This window comes from Flavihumibacter petaseus NBRC 106054, assembly GCF_000974785.1.
GTDB classification, from domain to species: domain Bacteria; phylum Bacteroidota; class Bacteroidia; order Chitinophagales; family Chitinophagaceae; genus Flavihumibacter; species Flavihumibacter petaseus.
The window spans coordinates 314,163-333,855 of the sequence record NZ_BBWV01000003.1; the positions used below are offsets into that span (position 1 = coordinate 314,163).

General features: G+C 49.2%; 21 protein-coding genes. 20 read left to right on the top strand and 1 reads right to left on the bottom strand.

All coding sequences use genetic code 11. From position 1 onward, the window contains the following. The first annotated feature begins 195 nt into the window (after positions 1 to 195). From FPE01S_RS16685 to FPE01S_RS16700, 4 genes are read left to right on the top strand one after another with little or no spacing between them, the layout of a single operon-like run. Positions 196 to 1,500 (top strand): MFS transporter, encoded by a 1,305-nt coding sequence (locus tag FPE01S_RS16685; RefSeq protein WP_046370185.1) that lies wholly within the window; start codon positions 196 to 198, stop codon positions 1,498 to 1,500. 9 nt (positions 1,501 to 1,509) lie between these two features. Continuing rightward, a complete protein-coding gene (locus tag FPE01S_RS16690; protein WP_046370186.1) occupies positions 1,510 to 2,406 on the top strand; it encodes a hydroxypyruvate isomerase family protein in 897 nt (298 codons plus the stop codon). Positions 2,407 to 2,445: 39 nt separating this feature from the next. Further along, a complete protein-coding gene (locus FPE01S_RS16695; RefSeq protein ID WP_046370187.1) occupies positions 2,446 to 4,137 on the top strand; it encodes a GMC oxidoreductase in 1,692 nt (563 codons plus the stop codon). Between the two features lie 31 nt (positions 4,138 to 4,168). Continuing rightward, the gene (locus FPE01S_RS16700) at positions 4,169 to 4,738 is read left to right on the top strand and encodes a gluconate 2-dehydrogenase subunit 3 family protein (RefSeq protein WP_046370188.1); all 570 of its coding nucleotides are present in this window, start codon (positions 4,169 to 4,171) and stop codon (positions 4,736 to 4,738) included. Positions 4,739 to 4,915: 177 nt separating this feature from the next. On the opposite strand, the gene FPE01S_RS25705 is transcribed toward FPE01S_RS16700, so the two are convergent. Further along, positions 4,916 to 5,344, bottom strand: a complete 429-nt coding sequence (locus FPE01S_RS25705) for a hypothetical protein (protein WP_052955925.1) — start codon at positions 5,342 to 5,344, stop codon at positions 4,916 to 4,918. Positions 5,345 to 6,427: 1,083 nt separating this feature from the next. Between FPE01S_RS25705 and fusA the strand changes: the two genes are divergently transcribed. From fusA to rplN, 16 genes are all read left to right on the top strand, one after another. Further along, the gene (gene fusA / locus FPE01S_RS16710; protein WP_046370189.1) at positions 6,428 to 8,572 is read left to right on the top strand and encodes an elongation factor G; all 2,145 of its coding nucleotides are present in this window, start codon (positions 6,428 to 6,430) and stop codon (positions 8,570 to 8,572) included. A 146-nt stretch (positions 8,573 to 8,718) separates the two neighbouring features. Continuing rightward, the gene (locus FPE01S_RS16715) at positions 8,719 to 10,263 is read left to right on the top strand and encodes a M20/M25/M40 family metallo-hydrolase (RefSeq protein WP_046370190.1); all 1,545 of its coding nucleotides are present in this window, start codon (positions 8,719 to 8,721) and stop codon (positions 10,261 to 10,263) included. Between the two features lie 29 nt (positions 10,264 to 10,292). After that, entirely contained in the window at positions 10,293 to 12,476 is a 2,184-nt protein-coding gene (locus tag FPE01S_RS16720; protein WP_157474071.1) for a S9 family peptidase, read from the top strand. A 382-nt stretch (positions 12,477 to 12,858) separates the two neighbouring features. Continuing rightward, positions 12,859 to 13,434 (top strand): DUF4126 domain-containing protein, encoded by a 576-nt coding sequence (locus tag FPE01S_RS16725; RefSeq protein ID WP_046370191.1) that lies wholly within the window; start codon positions 12,859 to 12,861, stop codon positions 13,432 to 13,434. A 74-nt stretch (positions 13,435 to 13,508) separates the two neighbouring features. Continuing rightward, a complete protein-coding gene (gene rpsJ / locus FPE01S_RS16730; protein ID WP_046370192.1) occupies positions 13,509 to 13,814 on the top strand; it encodes a 30S ribosomal protein S10 in 306 nt (101 codons plus the stop codon). A 415-nt stretch (positions 13,815 to 14,229) separates the two neighbouring features. After that, entirely contained in the window at positions 14,230 to 14,847 is a 618-nt protein-coding gene (rplC, locus tag FPE01S_RS16735; RefSeq protein WP_046370193.1) for a 50S ribosomal protein L3, read from the top strand. Between the two features lie 19 nt (positions 14,848 to 14,866). Continuing rightward, positions 14,867 to 15,505: a 50S ribosomal protein L4 gene (gene rplD, locus FPE01S_RS16740; RefSeq protein WP_046370194.1), complete on the top strand. Its 639-nt coding sequence runs from the start codon at positions 14,867 to 14,869 to the stop codon at positions 15,503 to 15,505. 25 nt (positions 15,506 to 15,530) lie between these two features. Then, positions 15,531 to 15,830 carry a 50S ribosomal protein L23 gene (gene rplW / locus FPE01S_RS16745; RefSeq protein WP_046370195.1) on the top strand — a complete coding sequence of 100 codons (300 nt, stop codon included), beginning with the start codon at positions 15,531 to 15,533 and terminating at the stop codon, positions 15,828 to 15,830. Between the two features lie 75 nt (positions 15,831 to 15,905). Continuing rightward, positions 15,906 to 16,739 (top strand): 50S ribosomal protein L2, encoded by an 834-nt coding sequence (gene rplB / locus FPE01S_RS16750; RefSeq protein WP_046370196.1) that lies wholly within the window; start codon positions 15,906 to 15,908, stop codon positions 16,737 to 16,739. 43 nt (positions 16,740 to 16,782) lie between these two features. Further along, complete coding sequence (gene rpsS, locus FPE01S_RS16755; RefSeq protein WP_046370197.1) at positions 16,783 to 17,052, top strand: 30S ribosomal protein S19; 270 nt, start codon at positions 16,783 to 16,785, stop codon at positions 17,050 to 17,052. A 52-nt stretch (positions 17,053 to 17,104) separates the two neighbouring features. Beyond that, positions 17,105 to 17,440, top strand: a complete 336-nt coding sequence (rplV, locus tag FPE01S_RS16760) for a 50S ribosomal protein L22 (RefSeq protein WP_046370198.1) — start codon at positions 17,105 to 17,107, stop codon at positions 17,438 to 17,440. A gap of 29 nt (positions 17,441 to 17,469) precedes the next feature. After that, positions 17,470 to 18,267, top strand: coding sequence for a 30S ribosomal protein S3 (rpsC, locus tag FPE01S_RS16765; RefSeq protein WP_046370199.1), 798 nt, complete (start codon positions 17,470 to 17,472; stop codon positions 18,265 to 18,267). Positions 18,268 to 18,293: 26 nt separating this feature from the next. Further along, a complete protein-coding gene (gene rplP / locus FPE01S_RS16770) occupies positions 18,294 to 18,713 on the top strand; it encodes a 50S ribosomal protein L16 (protein WP_046370200.1) in 420 nt (139 codons plus the stop codon). Between the two features lie 31 nt (positions 18,714 to 18,744). Further along, positions 18,745 to 18,954, top strand: coding sequence for a 50S ribosomal protein L29 (gene rpmC / locus FPE01S_RS16775; RefSeq protein WP_046370201.1), 210 nt, complete (start codon positions 18,745 to 18,747; stop codon positions 18,952 to 18,954). A gap of 48 nt (positions 18,955 to 19,002) precedes the next feature. Next, on the top strand, positions 19,003 to 19,260 hold the full coding sequence (rpsQ, locus tag FPE01S_RS16780; RefSeq protein ID WP_046370202.1) for a 30S ribosomal protein S17: 258 nt from the start codon (positions 19,003 to 19,005) through the stop codon (positions 19,258 to 19,260). Positions 19,261 to 19,300: 40 nt separating this feature from the next. Next, complete coding sequence (gene rplN / locus FPE01S_RS16785; protein ID WP_039142952.1) at positions 19,301 to 19,669, top strand: 50S ribosomal protein L14; 369 nt, start codon at positions 19,301 to 19,303, stop codon at positions 19,667 to 19,669. Positions 19,670 to 19,693 lie beyond the last annotated feature (24 nt).

The following is a 19,693-nucleotide window of genomic DNA, read 5'->3' on the forward strand; positions in this document are numbered from 1 at the left end:
AATTAATCGATAAAATAATTCAACTGCTGAAAATCCGCAGGATGGCAGATCTGATAAAAAATCAGGTTAATTGGCTAAAAAAGAATCAACGGAACTTCACTTCCGGTATTTTTTTTCAGTCAGAAAGCAAAACAGTGTATTTAATACACGTGAAACCCATAAATTTATGCCGCTCTGATAGAATAAAACACCGATATGCAAGCCAACATCAACCGTAACCAGCTCTTTGTTGCCAGCTGTCTGGCCCTACTTGTAACCTCACTCTCTTTCGGCATCCGTGCCGGTCTTCTCGGAACCTGGATTCATGAATTCGGCCTCACTGCAGAACAGGCAGGTATCATTACCAGTACTGCATTCTGGGGTTTCCCGCTTGCCATTATCATCGGTGGAATGGTTGTGGATATTATCGGCATGAAGAAGCTGTTGCTGATGGCAGCAGTATTTCATTTCCTGGGTATCATTCTGACGATCACCGCAACGGGATTCTGGTCACTGTTTATATCCACCCTCCTTATAGGATTGGGGAACGGAACAGTAGAAGCGGCCTGTAACCCGTTAGTGGCCAGTCTTTATACCGATAAAAAAACAACCAAACTTAATCACTTTCACCTGTGGTTTCCCGGCGGCATCGTGATCGGAACCCTGATCGTGAAACTGCTGGGGGTACAGGTTCCCGGTACTGATTTCATGCAGAACTGGAAGTTCCTCGTTGCGATCATGCTGATCCCGACTGTTTTGTATGGTTACCTTTTTGCCAAACGTGAGTTTCCCGTTACGGAAAGGGTTGCTTCAGGTGTGTCTACCCGTGAGATGTATGCTTCACTGCTGAACCCCCTGTTTATCCTGATGGTGGTCCTGATGCTGGGTACGGCCATTACAGAACTGTTTACCGGCCAATGGATTGATGTATTATTAAAGAATGTTACCGATAATGCACTGTTACTGCTGACCATTGAAACCGGTGTAATGGTGCTGGGCCGCGCTTTTGCCGGACCGGTAGTGGGTCGCTTCTCAGCGACCGGCGTATTGCTCATGTCTGCAATCGTATCAACCATAGGATTATATATGCTCGGCCATTTCAGCGGCAACATGCTCTTTGTCGGAGCACTTGTCTTCGGAATTGGCGTGTGTTATTTCTGGCCTACCATGATCGGATTTGTAGCAGAGAACCTGCCCCGCACCGGTGCTGTTGGCCTTAACCTCGTTGGTGGCGCAGGTATGTTCGGTGTTTCCCTCTATACCATTTTCATAAGTGGATATTATGACCGTCTGCTGGCTTCCAAATTGCCCGCCGGTGCCGACCTGGCAACCTACAATGCCGCGCCTCCCGGTTCCGACCTGGCCAATGCACTCGTAGAAGCAAAACGTGCAGCTGGTCCCGAAATCATTAATGTGACCATGGTTATTCCCATCATCCTGTCGATCGTATTCGCAGGGTTATTCTTCTATATGAAATCAAAATCCAAAGGGAATAGTGTGCGCGTGGCGTCTTCCCATTAACAGACCCCAATGAAACAAAATAATTCGAGGCGGAAGGCAGTGAAGCAGTTGTTAGTGGCCGGTGCAGGAATTGCGCTCGCACCCACTGCCGGATTTGCCGCTATAGAACCGGCTCCGGAAACTTCAGCAGAAAAATTGACCATGAAAGGAAATATCAGGCACTCTGTCTGCAGGTGGACCTATGGCCAGCTGTCACTGGACGAATTGTGCAAGCAGGCAAAAGCAATAGGTATCAGCGCTATCGACCTGGTGGGACCCAAAGAGTGGGATACCCTGAAAAAGTATGATCTCTATTCATCCATGTGCAATGGTGCCGAGATCAACCTCACCGATGGTTTCTGTCACACGGAATACCATGATCAGCTGGTGAAAAATTATACAGACATGATCCCGCAAGTGGCAAAGGCCGGCTATACAAACCTGATCTGCTTCAGTGGTAACCGGAAAGGACTGGATGATGAAACCGGCCTGAAGAATTCAGTAGCAGGATTGAAACGCGTCATCGCCCTGGCGGAAAAGCACAAAGTGGTGCTGCATATGGAATTGCTCAACAGCAGGGTGGACCACAAAGACTATATGTGCGATCGTTCCGCATGGGGCATCGAACTGGTAAAACGACTGGGTTCAGCGAATTTCAGCCTGCTGTTCGATATCTATCACATGCAGATCGATGAGGGCGATATTATCCGCTCGATTCAGAACAACTACCAGTACTTTGGTCACTACCATACCGGCGGTAACCCGGGCCGTAACGAGATCGACGAAAGGCAGGAGCTGAATTATCCTGCGATCATGAAAGCGATTGTTGCGACCGGCTTCAAAGGATATGTTGCCCAGGAATTCATTCCAAAAGATGATGACAAGATCGCATCCCTGCGCAAGGCTGTTCAACTTTGCGATGTCTGATAAATATTTGTTTTACCCTGAAAAACTCAATCAACGTTTATGGCTGACAATACTTTTGATGCAATCGTAGTAGGATCCGGAATCAGTGGCGGATGGGCTGCGAAAGAACTCACAGAAAAAGGGCTTAAAGTGATCATGCTCGAAAGGGGGCGTGATGTGCAGCACGTGAAAGATTACGTGAGCGCCAACAAACATCCCTGGGATTTCCCCCACCGTGGCGGTCGTACCCAGGAAATGATCGCTAATTATCCTGTGCTGAAAAGAGACTATCCGCTCAATGAAACAAACCTTGATTTCTGGGTGAACGAAAAAGATTGCCCATATACGGAGGTGAAACGTTTTGACTGGTTCCGTGGCTACCAGGTAGGCGGCAGATCGCTGACCTGGGGAAGGCAAAGCTATCGCTGGAGCGATCTTGATTTTGAGGCCAATGCCAAGGACGGCTTTGGTGTGGACTGGCCGATCCGTTATAAAGACATAGCTTCCTGGTACAGCTACGCGGAGAAATTCGCAGGAGTGAACGGTTCAAAGGAAGGGCTGAAGCAGCTGCCTGACGGTGATTTTCTTCCGGCGATGGAAATGAACTGTGTGGAGAAGGATGTAAAGACGAGAATTGAAGCGGCCTATAAGGGCTCCCGGGCGTTTATCATGGGACGGAGCGCTAACCTGACTGCTCCCCATAATGGCCGGACCAATTGCCAGTACCGCAATAAATGCTGGCTGGGTTGTCCGTTCGGTGCTTATTTCAGCACCCAGTCGGCCACTTTGCCTGCAGCGATGGCTACCGGCAACCTGACCCTGCGTCCGTTCAGCATTGTTACCAAAATCCTCTACGATAAAGACACGAAGAAGGCCAAGGGGGTAGAGGTGCTCGATGCAGAAAACGGCAAGACTTACGAATACTATGCAAAGGTGGTTTTCCTGAACGCCTCTGCACTGAACAGTACCTGGATCCTTATGAATTCTGCGACAGAGATCTGGCCTGACGGACTCGGAAGCAGTTCCGGTGCGCTGGGTCACAACCTGATGGACCACCATCTCGGTGTGGGTGCTTCGGGAACTGTGGAAGGGTATGAGGACAAATACTACTATGGCCGTCGTCCGAACGGTATTTATATTCCCCGTTACCAGAACCTGCCGTGGGCTGGTGGTGAGTCAAAGCGGGACTATCTCCGTGGTTTCGGCTACCAGGGCGGTGCGAGCCGTTCCGGATGGAGCCGCGAGATTGCTGAGCTGAACATCGGCCAGGAACTGAAAGAAGCCCTCCAGGAACCAGGACAGTGGTCCATGGGTATGGGAGGATTCGGTGAGATTCTTCCGTATCATGAAAACAAAGTGACCCTGGATAAGTCCAAAAAGGACAAATGGGGGCTGAATGTACTGGCGATCGACTGCGAGCTGAAAGACAATGAGAAGAAGATGCGGGTGGATATGATGAATGATGCGGCAGAAATGCTGGAAAGGGCAGGTGTAAAGGATGTGAGGAAATGGGACGGTGATGGAACACCCGGACGTGGTATCCATGAAATGGGTACAGCGCGGATGGGCCGTGATCCCAAAACCTCTGTACTCAATGGCTTCAACCAGGTATGGGATGCGAAGAACGTATATGTAACCGATGGTGCGTGTATGACTTCTGCTGCCTGTGTGAATCCTTCGCTGACCTATATGGCGCTTACAGCGAGAGCTGCGGATCATGCAGTAAGCGAGCTCAAGAAAAACAACTTATAACCATCATACGTAAACGAAAAAAATCATTATCATGAACAGAAGAAAAGCAGTATCGACTGTTGCGGTAATACTCGGCGGAACCATGGTGGGTTCCCAGCTTTTCCTGACGGGTTGTAAGCAGGAGCCCAAAAGGGCTTCGCTGACGGATTTTACTCCGGATGACATTGCCCTGCTGGACGAAGTAGGAGAAACCATTATTCCGACTACGGATACGCCCGGTGCAAAAGCTGCAAAGATCGGCGCCTTTATGAAAGTGATGGTTACTGATTGTTATGAAGAGAAGAATCAGAAGGCCTTTGTGGAAGGATTGACAGCATTGGAAGCAGCAAGCGATAAGCAGTTTGGCAAAAATTTCATGAACCTTGATGCGGCTCAGAAAAAAGAGTTGCTGACGGCGCTTGACAAGGAAGCCAGGGAATACCAGAAGAACAAGAAAGACGAGGATCCCAGTCATTATTTCAAGATGATGAAGGACCTGACGCTCCAGGGGTATTTCACCTCTGAAGTGGGCGCTACGAAGGCATTGCGATATGTGCCGGTGCCGGGTAAATACGAAGGCTGTATTCCTTATAAGAAAGGTGATCGCGCCTGGGCAACCTGATAAGGTTGTTTACAATTAACTAAATAAAGAGTGGGTTTCCTGAAACCCACTCTTCTTTTTGTGGGTAGCCTCAGCCTGTTATGCAAATCCGGCAGCGAGTTGCGGTTAATTGTAAACGTTATTCAGGGGCAAAAAAAAGCCACCGGACAGGTGGCTTTTTTACAAGAATGTTTATGCTTAAGATGCAGACTCTTCCATGGGTGCTGAAGGTGTGTCCATTACGGGAGCTTCAACAACCGGGGCTATTACTGCATTTTTAATGGCTTTTTTAACTGCCCTCTTTACCGCAGCTTTTTTCACAGCCTTCTTCACAATGGCTTTTTTAATAGCCTTTTTCACCACAGCTTTTTTAACTGCCTTATTCACCACAGCTTTTTTCACAGCTTTTTTAGCAACAGCTTTTTTAACCACTTTTTTAGCGATCGCTTTTTTCACAGCTTTTTTAGCGACTGCTTTTTTAACCGCTTTTTTGGCTACCGCTTTTTTAACGGCTTTTTTAGCAACTGCTTTCTTAACCGCTTTTTTAGCAACCGCTTTTTTAACAACGGCTTTTTTTACTGCCTTTTTGGCCGGTGCTTTTTTAACGGCCTTCTTTTTTGTGGGCATATTGATCGTGATTTAATGAGTGAGAAATAATGGGTTACATGAATGATCTTTAAATTTACATTCCTTTTTAAATAGATACCAAATTGGCAGTCACTTTTTTATGCCGGTTTTATAAAAAGTGGATATCGTGTTAACTATGCACATCCGAAAACTCATCGATTGTATCCAAAAACCTTCAGAAAGTAGTTTCCGGCTATACTTCCGGAGTACAGGAGAGGAGCCCCAAACGTATACTGGAAAAGGATTTCATGCGATTCATGAGCCTGGTGCTCCCGTAGTAAAGTAAGAGGTTCCTGAATTATGAGACACGGGATATAACCTGCTTTTTGGGGTATTGCCAGATGGGAATCAGAATGGGATAGCCTCGATCAGGCTTGAAAATTTGACATTTTTTCAGCGGAGGTTAACGCGGGCATTACAGAAATTCTTCGATGGTCCGCGGGTTTGCTGAGCAGTAGTTCCCGTCAAAATGCCAGCCCCGGTCGTGTAAATTTCTCATCAGCGTGGGTGTTTTGACTTCACTCCGGCTTCAGACAAGTTGAATAATCCCTGTTTTGCTGGCCGGTTTTAGCCTTTTTGCGCCTTCTGTATTTATGCCTGAGGCCTTTGGTTGCCGTCGAACAATCAGTGTCGTTTCTGTGCCTTAAAACCAATTACAGCACCAGTTTCAACACCAGTTACAACACCTGCTGCAATATCTGCTTCAATTCGAGCTGCCAATTGGAAAGCAGCGGGCATTGACCGGGATTGTTGGTGGTAGCTTAGGAATTTAGATTTCAGCCATTTACCCTAAAGTGCTGACCCTCACCCGGGTATTTCCAGGCTTTTGCATCAATCATAGCTGTTGATTACAAGGGCACCGCTACCGCTTTTGTAAACAATTCAGCAACCGGCTGAAAGTTCAAACTTCAAACCAACCCCCATACTTCAGACCCCAAACCCCAAACCTTCTTTTCACCGGGCTTCCCCTCCAGCAATCACGCCAACTCCTAAACTCTTAAACACTTAAACAACTAAACAACATTTTTCCCTACCTTTGCGCCTCGAATTGACTTTAGACCTAACTTTTTTAACATATAGACAATGGCAGACTTAAAATTTCAACGGAATTTCGGTATCGCAGCCCACATCGATGCGGGCAAGACGACTACCACGGAGCGTATCCTCCGTTACACAGGGATGATTCACCGTATCGGTGAGGTGCATGATGGTGCCGCTACCACCGACTGGATGGAGCAGGAAAAAGAGCGTGGTATCACCATTACCTCAGCTGCGGTAAGCTGCCAGTGGAATTTCCCGACCAACAAGGGTACAGTTACACCTGACTCTAAAAAATACTCTTTCAACATCATCGATACTCCCGGCCACGTGGACTTTACCGTGGAAGTGGAGCGTTCAATGCGTGTACTGGACGGTTTGATCGCCCTGTTCTCTGCTGTTGATGGTGTTGAACCCCAGTCTGAAACCGTATGGCGCCAGGCTAACCGTTACGGCGTTCCCCGTATCGGCTTTGTAAACAAAATGGACCGCTCCGGCGCCGACTTCCTTAATGTAGTGAAGCAGGTGAAGGAAATGCTCGGTTCCAAGGCAGTTCCCCTGCAGCTCCCGATCGGCGCTGAAGACGACTTCAAAGGCGTGGTGGACCTGATCAAGATGAAAGGTATCATCTGGCATATGGAAACAGAAGGTATGACCTTCGACGAGATCGATGTGCCTGCAGATATGAAAGAAGAAGCAGAAGAGTGGAGGGCTAACCTCGTAGAAGCGGTTGCTGAATACGATGACAACCTGATGGAAAAATTCTTCGAAGATCCCAACAGCATCACCGAAGAGGAAATGCACGAAGCGATCCGTAAGGCAACCATTGACCTCAGCATCGTTCCGATGATGTGTGGTTCTTCTTTCAAGAACAAAGGTGTACAGACAGCACTCGATGCCGTTTGCCGTTACCTGCCTTCTCCCGTTGATATTCCGGATACGCAGGGTACAGACCCGAACACCGGTGAGCCACTGGTTCGGAAAGCAAACGCAAAAGAGCCATTCGCTGCCCTGGCATTTAAAATCATGACCGATCCGTTTGTAGGCCGTCTCGCCTTCTTCCGGGTTTATTCCGGTCACCTCGATGCAGGTTCCTACGTGCTGAACGTTCGTAGCGGCAAAAAGGAAAGGATCAGCCGGATCATGAAAATGTTCGCCAACAAGCAGAACCCGATCGACTTTATCGAAGCCGGTGATATCGGTGCGGCAGTAGGTTTCAAGGAAATCAAAACCGGTGATACCCTTTGTGATGAAGATCATCCGATCACCCTGGAAAACATGTTCATCCCCGAGCCGGTTATCGCCGTAGCGGTTGAACCTAAAACCCAGGCTGACGTTGATAAGATGGGTATGGCTATCGCTAAACTGGTGGAAGAAGATCCGACCCTTCGCGTGAATACCGACGAAGAAACCGGTCAGACCATCCTCCGTGGAATGGGCGAACTGCACCTGGAGATCATCATCGACCGTATGCGTCGTGAATTTAAAGTGGAAGTGAACCAGGGTAACCCCATGGTGGCTTATAAAGAAGCATTCAGTGGTAAAGTGGAACACCGCGAAACCCTGAAAAAGCAAACCGGTGGTCGCGGTAAATTCGCCGACATCGTGTTTGAACTGAGCGCGGCTGATGAAGATTGGCTGGCTGCAAACCCTGGCCAGGGCTACCAGTTCGTGAACGATATCTTCGGTGGTTCTATCCCCCGCGAATTCGTTCCGGCGATTCAGAAAGGCTTCGGATTGGCCATGACCAACGGTGTACTGGCTAACTATCCCGTAGTGAACATGAAGATCCGCGTATTTGACGGTTCTTTCCACGCAGTTGACTCCGATGCGATGAGCTTTGAACTTTGCGCCAAGCAAGGTTTCCGCGAAGCTGCACGCAAAGCGAAGCCCGTACTGCTGGAACCCATCATGAAAGTGGAAGTGGTTACGCCGGATCAGTACATGGGTGATGTAACAGGTGACCTGAACCGCCGTCGTGGTATGATGGAAGGTATGGACAGCCGTAACAATGCCCAGGTGATCAAAGCTAAAGTACCGCTGAGCGAAATGTTCGGTTATGTAACCCAACTCCGCTCACTGTCTTCCGGCCGTGCATCCTCTACCATGGAGTTCTCTCACTATGCACCGGCTCCCAACAACATCGCTGAAGAAGTGATCGCGAAGGTAAAAGGTAAAGTGAACGCTTAATGAAAGCAGCCGGATCCCGGCAGCTCGCAGATACTGCCACCCCGCAACAGCGGGGTGGCTTTTTTTTGACCAACACCAACAGTTCTTTATCCGGGAATAGTTGTGCTGCAGCGGAACACTTATCTTGCCCTATTAACACCCACTTGATGAAACTTATTTACGCCCTGATTTTAGCTGGCCTGGTGCAGACGGCCAATGCACAAAACAAAGATTCCCTCATGGTTGAAGCTATTGTGAAAGAAGCGACAACCAATTCGCAGCTTCAACCACTTGCTCACGAACTGCTGGACGGTATCGGTCCACGGCTCGTCGGATCACCCCAGATGAAACAGGCCCATGACTGGGCGATCGAAAAATATAAAAGCTGGGGTATTGAAGCGAAGAACGAAGCCTGGGGAGAATGGCGCGGCTGGGAACGCGGCATCACCCATATCGATATGGTCGCCCCACGTGTGAAATCGCTGGAAGGCATGCAACTTGCCTGGAGTGGCTCTACGAATGGGAAAACGGTTACGGCTGAGGTCATTATCCTTCCGGAGGTTTCTGATTCCAATGCTTTCCGTAGCTGGCTTCCGGCCGTAAAAGGCAAATTCGTCATGATCTCTATGCTGCAGCCCACAGGCCGGCCAGACTATAACTGGAATGAATATGCGGCTAAAGCCTCTTTCGATCAGATGAAGAAAGACAGGACCGCCGCAACGGATGCCTGGAGAAAACGCATTGAGAAAACCGGTCTTACCAACAGAACCCTCCCCGAAGCCCTCGAAAAAGCCGGGGCAGCCGGAATCGTGATGAGTTACTGGTCACAGGGATTCGGCGTAAACAAGATCTTTGGTGCGCAGGCTAAAAAAATCCCGACCGTTGATCTTTCGCTGGAAGATTACGGACTCGTTTACCGGCTGGCAGAAGGCGGAAAGAAACCCAAACTGGCAATCCGGGCGGATTCCAAAGAATTGGGAACAGTACCAACCTTCAATACTATCGCATCAATTAAGGGAATTGAAAAGCCCGATGAATATGTGATCCTGTCTGCGCACTTTGATTCCTGGGATGGCGGCACGGGCGCAACCGACAACGGCACCGGAACGCTTTGCATGATGGAAGCCATGCGCATCCTCAAACTGTTGTACCCGAACCCGAAACGCACTATCCTTGTAGGGCACTGGGGCAGCGAAGAACAGGGGCTCAATGGTTCCCGCGCATTTGTGGCAGATCATCCGGAGATTGTAAAGAATATCCAGGTAGTGTTCAACCAGGATAACGGCACCGGCCGCGTGACCAACCTTGCCGGCCAGGGTTTCCTGAATTCATACGACTATCTCGGTCGCTGGCTGGCCAAAGCACCTGCTTTTATCCGCGATACCGTGAAGACAAGTTTCCCCGGTTCACCCGGTACCGGAGGATCTGACTTTGCTTCATTTGTTGCAGCCGGTGCACCGGCATTTTCCCTGAGCTCACTCAGCTGGTCTTATGGCAATTACACCTGGCATACCAATCGTGATACTTACGATAAGATCGTGTTTGACGATCTCCGCAGTAACGCGATCCTGGCAGCCATTCTCGCTTATATGGCTTCGGAAGATCCGGCTACCACTTCCCGTGAAAAAGCGATCCTTCCCGCCAACAGCAAAGGTGAGCCCGGAAAGTGGCCAGAACCCAAATCACCCACCCGGAAAGGCGGACTGAATTAAATTTAAACAGCAATAATACATTTACTTATATGTTCAGAATACTGTCAATATTGTGCTGCTGCCTGTTCACCGGCACATCCTTCGCGCAAAGCGGTATACAGTGGACCACTGACGGGCAGGCCTATTGGGATAACCAGGAAGGAAATATTGTAAAAGTCAACCTTCCTGCCAATCAGCCGGAAATCATTGTTTCGAAGGAAAAACTGATTCCCGCAGGCGCTTCCACACCATTACCGGTTAAGGAATTCTCCATCAGCGCTGACGGTAACAAATTCCTCCTGTTCACCAATACGCGGAAAGTGTGGCGTTATGAGACCAGGGGCGATTACTGGGTTTACGACAGGGCAACAGGAACGCTGCAACAGCTGGGCAAAGGCCTTCCGGAAGCTTCACTGATGTTCGCCAAGATTTCTCCCGACGGAAGCAAAGCTGCATATGTAAGCGGCAACAACCTGTATGTGGAAACGTTGGGCAGCAACGTTCCGCTGGCATTAACCAGCGATGGCAGCCGCCAGCGGATCAACGGCACTTTCGACTGGGCTTATGAAGAAGAGTTCTTCTGTCGCGATGGTTTCCGGTGGAGTCCCGACAGCCGGCAAATCGCCTTCTGGCAGATCAATGCCAATAAAACGCCGGATTACCTGATGGTGAACAATACCGACAGCATTTACCCTGTAGCTATCCGGGTTGAGTATCCCGTCGCGGGCATTAAACCATCTTCTTTCCGGATTGGCGTTTTGCCGGCTGCAGGTGGCCAAACTGTATGGATGGCCATTCCCTATGACGAAGACAAAGGAAACTATGCGCCGCGGATGGAATGGGCTGCCAACAGCAATGAAGTGATCGTACAGTACCTCGACCGCAAGCAGCAAGACTCCAAATTACTGCTGTGCAATGCGGCCAGCGGTACCATTCAAACGATCTATCATGAACATGACAGCGCCTGGATAGATATACAACCGTCATGGGACCAGGATTATGCCAATGGTGGCTGGGATTGGCTCAACGGGGGAAAGGAGTTTCTCTGGGTAAGTGAAAAAGATGGCTGGCGGCACATTTACCGGGTCAGCCGTGACGGGAAAAAAGAGACCCTGCTGACCAAAGGGAATATTGACCTGCTTGATCTGGTAAGAATAGATGAGAAAGGCAATTATGTTTATTATATCGCATCCCCTGAAAATGCCACGCAACGATACCTCTACCGCTCCAGGCTTGATGGAAAAGGAAACGCGGAAAGGGTGAGTCCTGCTACCCAGCAGGGATCGCACGACTATGACATTGGTCCCAATGCGTTGTTTGCCAAACATCGCTTTTCGAATTATTACACCAAGGGGGTGGAGGAGTTCATCTCCCTGAAAGATCAGCGTCCTGTAACGGGATCTCCCGCTGTTGCTGATGCCGTCGCAAAGTCCAGTTCAGCCAAATCCAACCTGCGGTTCTTCCAGGTGACGACAGCAGATGGCATTACTATGGATGCCTGGATGGCAAAGCCGGCCAATTTTGATTCGACTAAGAAATACCCCGTGCTCTTCATGGTGTATACCGAACCCTGGGGCCAGACAGTAAAAGACAGCTGGGGAACCGGATACAATTACATGTACCGGGGGAATTTCCTGCAGGATGGATATATCTATGTTTCTATCGATAACCGGGGTACACCGGTACCCAAGGGCAGGGCCTGGAGGAAAAGCGTTTACCGCAAAATCGGCATCGTGAATATCCGCGACCAGGCGATGGGTGCGAGGGAGATTCTCAAATTACCCTACGTGGATTCCAGCCGGGTGGCTGTCTGGGGATGGAGCGGTGGCGGATCGGCTACCCTGAACCTGATGTTCCAGTACCCGGAGATCTACAAAACCGGTATTGCCGTCGCAGCAGTGGGCAACCAGCTGACCTACGACAATATCTACCAGGAGCGTTACATGGGGCTGCCCCAGGAAAACCTGGAAGATTTTGTAAAGGGGTCGCCGATCACCTACGCTAAAAATCTGAAAGGCAACCTGTTGTATATCCATGGAACCGGTGACGACAACGTGCATTACAACAATGCAGAGATGCTGTTCAACGAACTGATCAAATATAACCGGCAGTTCCAGATGATGAGTTATCCTAACCGGACGCACAGCATTTCTGAAGGAGAGGGAACGTTTTTGCACCTGACGACCCTGTTTACGGAGTACCTGCGGAAGCATTGTCCGCCGGGGGGTCGGTAATAGTAACAGGTTATAGCCGAAGGATAAAAGTTTGGGGTTTGACAGGGGGTATTCATTGCCCGCTGTCAAGCCCCAAACTTTTTGTTTTCCGGTTACAATATCTATTCGACCACGATCGTCCGGAGATCCATGCATTGTTTGTATATCGTTAAATCATCGATTATCTATTGATAAGGCTTAGGGCTTGTCTATGAATAAACGGTTTTTAATCGATGAATAATGGATATTTAATGCTGAAACGGGCCATGGACAAGGGTTTTATACAGGTGTAAGCCTACAATTAATAAATAATTGATTGATAATCAATTAAATAACAGGTAGGTGATGGGATTTTCAAAAGTTTAACCCCTAAACTTCTCTACTTTTAAACCAAAACCCGCTCATGTCTTATTTTATCGCCGTTTGTATGGGAATAGCCCTGAGTGCCTGTTGCGGGTTCAGGATTTTCCTGCCGCTGTTGCTTAGTGCGGTGGGGGCGAGGTTGGGCTGGGTACCGCTACAGGGTGATATGCTGTGGCTGGCGGGATGGCCGGCGATAGCCTGTTTCGGAACAGCAACTGCATTGGAGATTGCTGCCTATTATGTGCCTTTTATTGATAACCTGTTGGATACCATAGCGGCACCGCTGGCCGTGGCGGCGGGGGCGTTGCTGGCATTTTCTGTTTTTCCCGCAGGGGATGTGACACCGCTCTGGCGGTGGGGGATAGCCATCCTGGCGGGAGGTTCGATTGCCGGGACGATCCAGGTAGGGTCGGGAATGTTGCGGTTACTGAGTACAAAAACCACAGCGGGAGCGGGGAATGCTGTTGTTGCAACCGGGGAGAACCTGGCTGCCGGCGGCGGCTCGGTTGCTGCGATGTTTCTGCCTGTGCTGACCGCCGCGGCGATGGTAATGGTGGCCGGCTGGCTGACCATAAAGGTTTTCAGGCGGTTTTTTTCCGGGAAAAATGGTAAATAATCGCACAATTCTTTGGCACCAATCAAAATGTCCTTTACCTTTGCACTCCCAATTAAAGTTTTGGGATAACAGGTATGTCACAGCGAATCAGAATAAAATTGCAGTCCTACGATCACAATCTGGTAGACAAATCTGCCGAAAAGATCGTGAAAACCGTTCGTAGCACAGGTGCCGTGGTTACAGGACCCATTCCTTTGCCTACACAGAAGAAAGTGTTCACCGTTCTGCGGTCCCCGCACGTGAACAAGAAGGCCCGGGAGCAATTCCAACTGAGCACGCACAAGCGTTTGCTGGATATCTATACTTCTTCCAGCCGTACGGTGGATGCGTTGAGCAAGCTCGACCTTCCTTCTGGTGTTGAAGTAGAGATCAAAGCCTGACGGCCGGCCGCGGCAGAGGAAGCGGCAGTCCGGAAATGACCTTCGGGTCCAGAAAAGAAATTAGTTCTTATAAATAACTGCCTCATCTCTCAACCTGAAGCGAAAGCAAGGGGAAAAGAGCGCTGGGGTTGGATGAAAAGGCAAATCCACCGGAAATCCTTTATCATCCATTTACAAGTAAAAGTAAATATGAACAAGCCGTTCAGGGTTTGTTTACTATTGGTACTTCCTTTGCCCGCCGAAGCTTTAGCGTAGGCGGGTGACACTCCGGAGCAGTCCGGGCGTCCGAACGGAAAAGGTCAATAGCAAACGGGGATTGAAATCCGCAAGCAATCATCCGCATGATACCGCCAGGTAATGCAGGATGATGCCAGTAGGAATGTCCTTTTAACCATGCGGCACAAATGGTAATTAAATGAAAGGAATTATTGGCAAAAAGATTGGGATGACCAGCATTTTCAGTCCCGATGGAAAGCAAACCGCATGCACCATCATTGAAGCTGGTCCTTGCGTTGTTACGCAGGTGAAAACCAAAGAAACCGACGGGTACAATGCCCTCCAGCTGGCTTTTGGCGACAAGAAAGAAAAGAACGCCACCAAAGCCGAAACCAATCACTTCTCCAAGGCACAAACAGCTGCCAAACGTTTCGTTAAAGAATTTCGCGATTATTCCATAGAAAAGGCCCTCGGTGAAACCGTTACCGCCGACATTTTCGCTGAAGGCGATAAAGTTGAGGTAGTAGGTCAAACCAAGGGTAAAGGTTTTCAGGGTGTAGTAAAGCGCCACGGATTCTCTGGTGTGGGTGAAGCATCACACGGCCAGCACGACCGTCAGCGCGCTCCGGGTTCTCTGGGTAACTCTTCAGACGCATCCCGCGTTATGAAGGGTATGCGCATGGCAGGCCGTATGGGCAATGACCGCGTGAAAATGAAAGGCCTGAAGATCCTGAAAGTATTCCCCGATAAAAATTATATCCTGGTCAGCGGTTCTGTTCCCGGCCATATTGGTTCTATCGTTTTTATCCAGAAGTAAACCATTTAATTGAAGTACGATGCAAGTAGATGTATTCAACATACAAGGACAAAAGACCGGAAGAACGCTTGACCTGCCGGAAGAGATCTTTGGCATTGAGCCCAATGACCACGTGATCTACCTTTCTGTAAAGCAATACCTGGCTGCACAGCGTCAGGGAACGCACAAGGTGAAGACCCGTATGGAAGTAAAAGGTGCAAGCCGCAAGCTTCACCGCCAGAAAGGAACCGGCGGTTCCCGGAAAGGTAACCTCCGTAACCCGCTGTACAAAGGTGGTGGTACCATCTTCGGACCCAAGCCCCGCGATTACAGCTTCAAGCTGAACCGTAAGGTGAAGGACCTGGCGAAAATGAGCGCACTTGCTCATAAGGCAAAGGAAAATGCCATCGTGGTAGTGGAAGATCTGACACTGGAAGCTCCCAAGACCAAGAATTTCGCTGCTGCCCTGAAGGCGCTGAACATTTCCGGAAAGAAGACACTGTATGTGCTTCCGGAGAACAACGATAACCTGTACCTGAGCCTGCGTAATCTTCCGGCTGTGGAAGGTATCCTGCTCAGCGATATGAATACTTATGATATCGTTAATGCCCAGGTGCTGGTGCTGAGCGAAAGCGCAGCGAAAGTGTTCACTGAAGCAGAAGTTGAAGAAAACGCATAAACATTACCATTTTAAATAGAAAGCAATGAAACTTTCTGAAGTTCTGATAAAGCCGATCCTTACCGAGAAAGCGAATGCACAGCAGGAAAGCCTGCGTCGTTTCGCCTTCAAAGTAGCGCGTAAGGCGAATAAACTGGAGATCAAAAAAGCGATCGAATCTTTCTACGGTGTAACTGTAGTGGACGTGAATACCGCGGTGATCCCCGGTAAGAATAAAACCAGGTTTACCAAAGCCGGTTTTATCAAAGGCCAGAAACCTGCTTACAAGAAAGCACTGGTTACTGTAGCTGAAGGTGAAACGATCGACCTGTACGGTGCTGTATAAGCAACGTCAAAACTGACAAGGAACAATAGTATTAAAGTAAGCGACGCTGAGAAGTTCGCGAAAAAATAAAAAGAGATGGCATTAAGGAAATACAAACCCATGACGGCCGGTACCCGGTGGAGGATCGGAAACGCGTATGCGGAGATCACTTCTGATCAGCCGGAGAAGAGCCTTCTGGAAAAGAAAACAGGCAGCGGTGGCCGTAACGCACAGGGCCGCAGAAGCATGCGCTACATTGGTGGCGGTCACGCGAAGCATTACCGTATCGTTGATTTCAAGCGTAACAAGAAGGAGATTCCTGCTAAAGTTGCGAGCATTGAATACGATCCGAACCGTTCTGCTTTCATCGCGCTGTTGAACTATGTTGATGGTGAGAAGCGTTACATCCTGGCTCCCCAGGGGCTTCAGGTAGGTGCAGAAGTGATCAGCGGTGATGCGGTTGCTCCTGAACTGGGTAATGCGCTTCAGCTGAAGAATATGCCGCTTGGTACCGTAGTTCACAACATTGAACTGCAGCCTGGTCAGGGTGGCAAGATTGCCCGCAGTGCCGGTACTTCCGCACAGCTGAGCAACAAAGAAGAAAAATACGCAGTATTGAAAATGCCTTCCGGTGAATTGCGCAAAGTGCTGATCAACTGTTATGCTACCGTAGGGGAAGCTTCCAACAGCGATCACAACCTGCAGAGCATGGGTAAGGCCGGCCGGAACCGTTGGAAAGGTATCCGCCCCCGCAACCGTGGTGTAGCGATGAACCCTGTAGATCACCCGATGGGTGGTGGTGAAGGACGTGCTTCTGGTGGTCATCCGCGCAGCCGTACCGGTAAGTACGCGAAAGGCGAGAAGACCCGCAGATCCAAAGGTTCTGACAAACTGATTATCCAACGCAAAAACGGTAAGAAGCTGGCGTAAGCAGTAATGCGAAGTCAGCCTGTTAACTACTAACATTTTTAATATGGCTCGTTCAATTAAAAAAGGTCCTTATATCGAAAGCAAGCTGGAGCAGAAAGTGCTGAGCATGACCGATGGCAAAATCAAGAAGGGTGTTATCAAAACCTGGAGCCGCCGTTCAACGATCTCTCCGGATTTTGTGGGACATACTTTCGCCGTGCACAATGGCAACAAGTTCATCCCGGTGTATGTAACGGAGTTTATGGTTGGTCACAAACTCGGTGAGTTTGCTCCTACCCGCAACTTCAAAGGACACTCAAGTAAGAAAATGTAATTAATAAGGATCTTCTGCGCTCCGGTAAGGAAGGTCACAGAATCATAAAACAATGGAAGCAGTAGCTAAACTGAATAATTATCCCACCTCTCCCCGGAAGATGCGTTTGCTCGCTGACCTGGTTCGCGGTCTGGACGTTGAAAAGGCTCTGGCAATTCTGGAACACAATGCCAAGCATCCGGCTGTTCCCCTGCGGAAACTGGTGGTTAGTGCTATCAGCAACTGGAAGCAGGCGAATGAGGGTGGTGATGAAACCAAACTGGTGGTGAAAACCATTTTTGTAGATGGTGGCAGAACATTGAAGCGGATGCGTCCGGCTCCCCAGGGCCGCGGCTATCGTGTACGCAAGCGTAGCAATCACGTAACCGTAACTGTAGATTCTAAATAATTCAATCGAATAAACTTAATATACCAAACATGGGTCAGAAAACAAATCCTATTGGTGCAAGGTTGGGTATTATCCGCGGATGGGAAAGCAATTGGTTCGGAAGCAAGAAAGACTATTCTTCCAAGCTGATTGAGGATCATAAGATCCGCACTTACCTCATGGCGCGTATCAATAAAGGAGGTATCTCCAAGATCGTCATCGAGCGTACACTCGGTAAACTGATCGTTACCATCCACACTTCCAAGCCTGGTATCATCATAGGAAAAGGTGGTAATGAGGTGGACCGTATTAAGGAAGAACTGAAGAAACTGACGGGCAAGGATGATGTGCAGATCAATATTCTCGAGATCCGCCGTCCTGAACTGGACGCGATGATCGTGGGTGACACTATCGCCAAGCAGATCGAAAACCGTATCAACTACAAACGCGCTATCAAAATGGCGATCGCTTCTGCGCTCCGTATGGGTGCTGAAGGTATCAAAATTAAGGTCAGCGGCCGTTTGGGTGGTGCTGAGATTGCCCGTTCAGAAGAGATCAAGCAGGGTCGTACCCCGCTGCATACACTTCGTATGGACATTGATTACGCTAACGTTTTCGCGCTGACTGTATATGGTAAGATTGGTATCAAGGTATGGATCTGTAAAGGTGAAGTACTGGCCAAGCGTGACCTGAACCCCAACTTCATTGGTGGTAAGGAAGGTGCCCTGAGTGATCGTCGTGATCGCCGGGATGACGATCGCGGTGGCCGCGGTGGTGATCATCGTGGCGGTGGCCGTGGAGGCGATCGTGGTGGCCGTGGCGGAGATCGCGGAGGTCGCAGAAACTAATTCGAACATTTTCAAACTGAATAAAGATGTTACAACCTAAAAGAACGAAGCACCGGAAAATGCAGAAGATGCCTGCAAAAGGCGACACCAAGCGTGGTGCAACCCTGTCATTCGGATCGTTCGGATTGAAAGCTTTGGAAACTGTGTGGATGACCGACCGTCAGATCGAAAGTGCCCGCCAGGCAATGACCCGCTCCATGAAACGGGAAGGTAATGTGTGGATCCGCATTTTCCCTGATAAAATCGTTACCCGCAAGCCCGCCGAAGTAAGGATGGGTAAAGGTAAAGGTAACCCCGACCATTGGGCTGCCGTAGTAAAACCAGGCCGTATCCTTTTTGAGTGCGACGGTGTTCCTGTTGAGGTTGCAAAAGCTGCCATGGAACTGGCTGCACAGAAGCTGCCGATCAAAACCAAGTTTGTGATTCGCAGGGAATTGCAGTCCTAACATTTGCTAAACAACTAAAATCGAGCATACGATGTCTAAAAAGATCGATTTCGTTAAAAGTCTCAAGGACATGAGCGTGAGCGACCTGAAGGCCCGCATCCAGGAAGATGAACTGCGCCTGAAGAAACTTGAATTCGCCCATGCCATCACGCCGCTGGAGAACCCGATGAGCATCCGGTCACTCCGCAGGGATGTATCCCGGCTGAAAACGGAATTAACGAAAAAACTGGCTACTGCTTAATCGCAGTCCAGCTGTACACAAAAAGCGAATAGCTTAAAACGAATAAAAATGGCTGAAAGAAATTTGCGTAAAACAAGGATTGGTGTTGTAACCAGCAACAAAATGGAGAAAACCGTTACTGTTGCCGTTGAAAGAAAGGTGAAGCACCCCATCTACGGTAAGTTCGTGAAAAAGACCACCAAATTTCATGCACACGACGAAAAGAACGAGTGCAGCATTGGTGATACTGTCCGGATTATGGAAACCCGTCCCCTCAGCAAAACAAAGCGCTGGAGGCTCGTGGAAGTAGTTGAGAAAGTGAAGTAATCCCTCTGTTTTACATTACTAATAGCTAAATAATTATAAGATGATTCAGCAAGAAAGCAGACTGAACGTAGCTGATAACAGTGGCGCCAAAGAGGTGCTGGTGATCCGTGTACTGGGCAACAGCGGTCAGGATTACGCCAAGATCGGAGATAAGATCGTGGTAACTGTTAAAGATGCGATCCCTGCAGGCGGTATTAAAAAAGGTACTGTTACCAAGGCGGTTATCGTTCGCACCAAGAACAAACTTCGCCGTAAAGATGGTTCCTACATCCGGTTTGACGACAATGCCGTGGTATTGTTGAACAACTCTGATGAGCCTCGCGGTACGCGGATTTTCGGACCGGTAGCCAGGGAACTGCGCGACAAGGGATATATGAAGATTATTTCTCTTGCTCCGGAAGTATTATAATCGTACCTTTGCGCCCCTGAAGGG